The 5,385-nt window shown below is 64.9% G+C and carries 7 protein-coding genes and 1 tRNA gene; 2 read left to right on the forward strand and 6 right to left on the reverse strand.

Going from position 1 to position 5,385, the window contains the following annotated elements; all coding sequences use genetic code 11:
* The first annotated feature begins 331 nt into the window (after positions 1-331).
* Positions 332-763: a c-type cytochrome gene (locus tag sphsw_RS05960; RefSeq protein ID WP_081874171.1), complete on the forward strand. Its 432-nt coding sequence runs from the start codon at positions 332-334 to the stop codon at positions 761-763.
* Between the two features lie 6 nt (positions 764-769).
* On the opposite strand, the gene sphsw_RS05965 is transcribed toward sphsw_RS05960, so the two are convergent.
* Positions 770-846: transfer RNA gene (locus tag sphsw_RS05965), tRNA-Arg, on the reverse strand.
* Positions 847-937: 91 nt separating this feature from the next.
* Between sphsw_RS05965 and sphsw_RS05970 the strand changes: the two genes are divergently transcribed.
* Positions 938-1,654 (forward strand): queuosine precursor transporter, encoded by a 717-nt coding sequence (locus tag sphsw_RS05970; protein WP_031439800.1) that lies wholly within the window; start codon positions 938-940, stop codon positions 1,652-1,654.
* A 127-nt stretch (positions 1,655-1,781) separates the two neighbouring features.
* On the opposite strand, the gene purQ is transcribed toward sphsw_RS05970, so the two are convergent.
* The 5 genes from purQ to sphsw_RS19675 form a co-directional block, all read right to left on the reverse strand.
* The gene (gene purQ / locus sphsw_RS05975; RefSeq protein ID WP_031439801.1) at positions 1,782-2,450 is read right to left on the reverse strand and encodes a phosphoribosylformylglycinamidine synthase subunit PurQ; all 669 of its coding nucleotides are present in this window, start codon (positions 2,448-2,450) and stop codon (positions 1,782-1,784) included.
* Entirely contained in the window at positions 2,447-2,677 is a 231-nt protein-coding gene (gene purS / locus sphsw_RS05980) for a phosphoribosylformylglycinamidine synthase subunit PurS (protein ID WP_031439802.1), read from the reverse strand. The genes purQ and purS overlap by 4 nt, the downstream gene beginning before the upstream one ends.
* Positions 2,678-3,457, reverse strand: a complete 780-nt coding sequence (purC, locus tag sphsw_RS05985; protein WP_031396310.1) for a phosphoribosylaminoimidazolesuccinocarboxamide synthase — start codon at positions 3,455-3,457, stop codon at positions 2,678-2,680. It abuts the gene before it with no gap.
* Positions 3,458-3,605: 148 nt separating this feature from the next.
* Positions 3,606-4,709 (reverse strand): acyltransferase family protein, encoded by a 1,104-nt coding sequence (locus sphsw_RS05990; RefSeq protein ID WP_128082203.1) that lies wholly within the window; start codon positions 4,707-4,709, stop codon positions 3,606-3,608.
* A 140-nt stretch (positions 4,710-4,849) separates the two neighbouring features.
* Positions 4,850-5,385, reverse strand: a 536-nt coding sequence (locus tag sphsw_RS19675) for a kynureninase/PvdN C-terminal domain-containing protein (protein WP_042466646.1), incomplete at its 5' end; no start/stop codon positions are given.

Genomic DNA, 5,385 nt, shown 5'->3' on the forward strand with positions numbered 1-5,385 from the left:
TGCTGCGCGCCCCGCCGGCCCGTGTGACTGAAAACTGGCGGGGCGCTGAAGGTTACGCGATACTCGGCAACGCCTCTGCCCATGGCTTATGCCAAGCAGTCGTGAATTGAAAATGAACGGGGCGCCCCGCCCGTCCGTGCGACACTCTCGTATCCGGGCGGGGCGCCGAGGACGCGATGCCGTATCGGCACTGCGTCGCTGACGACAAGCTAGCATTGGCGGCGAAACTTGACAGCACCGCTCGTCACGCCGCTGCCTCGTTTCGCCCGAAAATCTGCGCTAGGCGGGGGGCGCGGCCGTTCGGACGGGCCGGTGGTATCGGAGCGAAGGCATGCGGAGGATCGGGGTGACACTTGGGCTGATGCTCGTCGGCGCATGCCAGCAGACGGGCGATGGCCGGGATGCCGCCGCTGTGGAACGCCGGGTGGTGGTCGGGACGCTGACGGGCGACCCCGTGGCGGGTGCGCGCGTGTTCGTTCAGTGCAAGGCCTGCCACACGATCGGTGCTGACGCCCCGGATACCGATGGTCCCAATCTTTACGACGTGGTCGACGGCCCCGTCGCGCAACGCCGACCACGTTTTGCCTATACCGCGGCGTTACAGGCGATGGGCGGGCGCTGGGATGCGGCGCGGCTCGATGCGTGGCTGCGGGCACCGCAGGGTGTGGTGCCGGGGACGACGATGCGCTTTGCCGGTCTGTCCGATGCGCAGCAGCGCGCCGACGTGATCGCCTATCTCGCGACCTATCGCCGAGACCGTTAGGAAAATTGGCGCGCCCGGAGGGAGTCGAACCCCCGACCGAGGAGGTAGAAGCTCCTTGCTCTATCCAACTGAGCTACGGGCGCGCACGGCTTCCGATTAGCGTGCATTGCACGAGCTTGGAACCGTCATCATAACGACGTGATGAATATCGTGGATCACGACGCGCCCGAACCCATGGCGGCCACTGCCATGCGCAGCGAACAGTTCCGCTATTTCGATTTCGTGATGGCGGCATTCGTCACGATCCTGCTGCTGTCCAACGTCATCGGCGCGGGAAAGCGGGCGGTGATCGACCTGCCGTTCATCGGTGCCTGGCCGTTCGGCGCGGGGATCCTGTTCTTTCCGGTCAGCTATGTGATCGGCGACGTGCTGACCGAAGTCTACGGCTATGCGCGCGCGCGCCGCTGCATCTGGGCCGGGTTCGGCGCGATGCTCTTCATGGTGTTCATGTCGACGGTGGTCGTCGCGCTGCCGCCGGACGCGGGGTGGACGGGGCAGGCGGCGTATGAGTCGGTGTTCGGACAGGTTCCGCGGATCGTGCTGGCCTCGATCTGTGCGTTCTGGGTGGGCGAATTTGCCAACAGCTTCGTGCTCGCGCGGATGAAGATCTGGACCAAGGGGCGCATGCTGTGGACGCGGACGATCGGCAGCACGGTGGTAGGGCAGGCGTTCGACAGCCTGATCTTCTATCCACTGGCCTTTTACGGCGCGCCCGACTGGCCGGTCGAGGCGATGCTGATGGTGATGGTCAGCCAGTTCGCGCTGAAGGTGTCGTGGGAGGTGCTGCTGACGCCGCTAACCTATGTCGCGGTGGGGTGGCTCAAGCGGCGCGAGGGGGTCGATGTGTATGACGAGGGGACGGACTTCTCGCCGTTCCGGACGCGGGTTTGAGCCTGTCGCATGCGATCCGCTTCCGCCCCCACCCGTTCGTGCTGGGCGAAGTCGAAGCACCTGGGTCTCAGGCCCTTCGACTTCGCTCATGGCAAACGGATGGGGTGGGGTAGGGTGACGAACCCGATTAAGCGCTGACGGCTTCCATCAGACCTTCGAACAGCCGTCGGCCATCCGTGCCGCCATGCGCCGCTTCGATCCGGCGTTCGGGGTGCGGCATCATGCCGAGCACGTTGCCCTTGTCGTTGAGCAGGCCAGCGATGTTGCGCACCGATCCGTTGACGCTCTCGGCATAGCGGAAGGCGACGCGGCCTTCGCCTTCGAGGCGGTCGAGCGTCTCGGTGTCGGCGAAGTAATTGCCGTCATGATGCGCGACCGGGAAGGAGACGTGTTCGCCAGCGCTATAGCCAGACGTGAAGCGGCTCGAGGACGTCTCGACAGTCAGCGCGACGTCACGGCAAACGAAGTTCAGCCCCTGGTTGCGCATCAGCGCGCCGGGCAGGAGCCCCGCCTCGGTCAGCACCTGGAAGCCGTTGCAGATGCCGAGCACGGGCAGGCCCTTGCCCGCCTCCTCGACGACCGCGCGCATGATCGGCGAGCGTGCGGCGATCGCGCCCGAGCGCAGGTAATCGCCGTAGGAGAAGCCGCCGGGCACCGCGACCAGCCCGACATCGCCCGGCAGGTCGGCGTCGCCGTGCCAGACCATGGTCGGCTTGACGCCGGTCACCGTTTCCAGCGCGACGGCGATGTCACGGTCGCAGTTGGAGCCGGGGAAGACGATGACCGCGGTCTTCATGCCTTCTCGACCCGGTAATTCTCGATCACCGTATTGGCGAGCAGCTTGCGGCACATGCCGTCGATCGTCGCGTCGTCGGTATCGTCGGCGACCTCCAGCTCGATCAGCTTACCCTGGCGGACGTCCTGCACGCCGTCGAAGCCGAGGCTGCCGAGTGCGTGATGGATGGCGCGGCCCTGCGGGTCGAGCACGCCGGGTTTGAGTGTCACGAAAACCTTGAGTTTCATTTACTTGCCCCGGTTCTTGCGATGCTTTTCGAGGTCGAGGACCGAATTGTCGCCACCTTCGGGCAACAGGCCAAGACGGCGTGCAACCTCCTGATAGGCCTCGACTTCGCCGCCGAGATCGCGGCGGAAGCGGTCCTTGTCCATCTTCTCGTTGGTTTCCATGTCCCACAGACGGCAGCCATCGGGGCTGATCTCGTCCGCGAGGATGATGCGGCCATAATCATTGTCGAAGATGCGGCCGAATTCGAGCTTGAAGTCGACGAGGCGGATGCCGACGCCGGCAAACAGCCCGCACAGGAAATCGTTCACGCGGATCGCGAGGTCGGCGATGTCGTGCATCTCCTCCTGGCTCGCCCAGCCGAACGCGGCGATATGCTCGTCGGAGATCATCGGATCGCCGAGTGCATCGTCCTTGTAGTAATATTCGATGATCGTGCGGGGCAGCTTGGTGCCCTCCTCGATTCCAAGACGCTTCGAGATCGAACCCGCGGCGACGTTGCGCACGACGACCTCGATCGGGACGATCTCGACCTGGCGGATCAGCTGCTCGCGCATGTTAAGCCGGCGGATGAAGTGCGTCGGCACGCCGATATGATCGAGCAGCGTGAAGATGTGCTCGGAAATCCGGTTGTTGAGCACGCCCTTGCCGTTGATCGTGCCCTTTTTCTGGGCATTGAACGCGGTCGCGTCGTCCTTGAAATACTGGATCAGCGTGCCGGGCTCGGGACCCTCGTAGAGGATCTTGGCCTTGCCTTCGTAGATCTGGCGGCGGCGAGCCATGCGCGGTCCCCTGAAAATTGAGCGGCCCCGACCCCCACGATAATCTTCGCGGAGCCGAGGCCGGAATAGGCCGCGCCTATAGGCGAAGGGCGCGGGCGGTGCAATCGGATCGGCGTGCCGGTGTGAACGGAATGCAGGGCTGTCGATGCTATCCGGCGACTTCGGGAAGCGGCTGGTCCACCGGCGCCGCCCGGGCGGGGCGGGTCGGGGTCAGTCGGCGAACGAGACCGAGGAGCGGTTTCTCGACCAGCAGATGGGCGAGCAGGCCGATGATGATCGCGATGATGACGATCAGGACCACGACGGGTTGCTGCGGCAGTCGGCTGACCGCGGGAATCTTCACCAGCCATCCATAGCCCATCATTACGAAGGCATGGGTGAGATACAGCGCATAGGAGGCATCACCGAGCAGGACGAGGAACCGCGCAACCGCGGTGCGTGGTGCACCGATCGTCAAGACGCTGGCGACGACGACGACTGCGGGAAGGCCCCACGCCGCGATGCGTGGCAGTTCGGGCAGACTGGTGGTGGCGTCGTGCGCGACGAACAGCGGCACGACGGCCATGACCGCCATCGCGACAAGTGCCATGACGGGCGGCACGGGCCAGGCCCGGCCGCGGCGCATCCAGGCGGCATAGCCATATCCCAGGACGAGGCCGAAGCAGAATTCAAGCGATAGCGGGCTTGCTAGGAACTTGGCGGTGGCGGTCGCAGGCATCAGCGAGCCCGCGACCTGCAGGCACAGGATCGCCGCAATCGTTGCGATCACCGATAGCGTCGCCGAGCGCGCCCAGAGCGTGGCCGCGAACAGAAGGTAGAAATACATTTCAAAGACGAGCGTCCACGCGGTTCCGAGTAGCGCATTGCCCGGCAGCAGGATCAGCGCGCCGGCGATCGTCCGTGCGGGATAATGGTTGGAGGCAAGGAATCCCATCGCCGAGATCGTCAGGACGGCGAGGCAGCACAACCAGTAGAAGGGGTAGATGCGGGTTGCGCGGCGGAACAGGAAAGTCCCGGGTGTCGGCGGGCCGCGGCGATCCCTGAACGTGACGTGAAACATGATGAAGCCGCTGATGACGAAGAATATGTCGACGCCCGATGCGCCCGATGTCGTCAGCCAGTCGGGGCTGAACTTTCCGATCGCACCCCCCGACTCCTCCAGCGTGTGATGGACGACGACGGCCAGCGCCGCGATCGCACGCAGCATCTGAATGCCGTATAATTCGACATGACCCGACTGTTTGATTGTCACTGTTACGCCCCCGCGGCGCGACGCTCCCCATGCGTCGCGCCTATCGGCTAACAGATCATGCAATGAAAGTCAGGGCTGGTTCGTCGGACGTGAAGCCGCGTTATTTTACAACTCTTGGCCGGCAGCGAAGGATGCTATTTTCAGGTAACGGCAAGTCGTTCCGAATACTGCGGATTCTGCCACTCTCCGGTTTCGAGGATCTTTTGCAGCATCTCGCCCGCGCACCAGACGTCTTCATAACTGAGATAGAGCGGGGTCAGGCCGAGGCGGAGGATGTCGGGGTCGCGGAAGTCGCCGATGACGCCGTGCGCGATGAGCGCCTGTGTGATCGCATGCGCATGGGGGTGGCGGAAGCTGATATGGCTGCCGCGCTGGGCGGGATCACGCGGGCTGACACAGTCGAGGCCGAGCGCGTCGCCGGCGGCGGCGAGGATGTCGAACAGACGCGCGCTCTTGGCGGCGACGGCGTGCTGGTCGATGTCGGCCCAGAGGTCGAGCGCGGTTTCGAGCGCGGCGGTCGACAGCATCGCGGGGGTGCCCGCGAGCCAGCGCTTCATCCCCGGCGCGGGGCGATAGGCGTCCTCGAACGCGAAGGGCGCGGCGTGGCCCATCCAGCCGGACAGCGGGCTGGCGAGCCTGTCCTGCCAGCGCGTGGCGACATAGATAAAGGCGGGCG

Source organism: Sphingomonas sp. FUKUSWIS1 (assembly GCF_000733135.1).
GTDB lineage: Bacteria > Pseudomonadota > Alphaproteobacteria > Sphingomonadales > Sphingomonadaceae > Sphingomonas > Sphingomonas aerolata.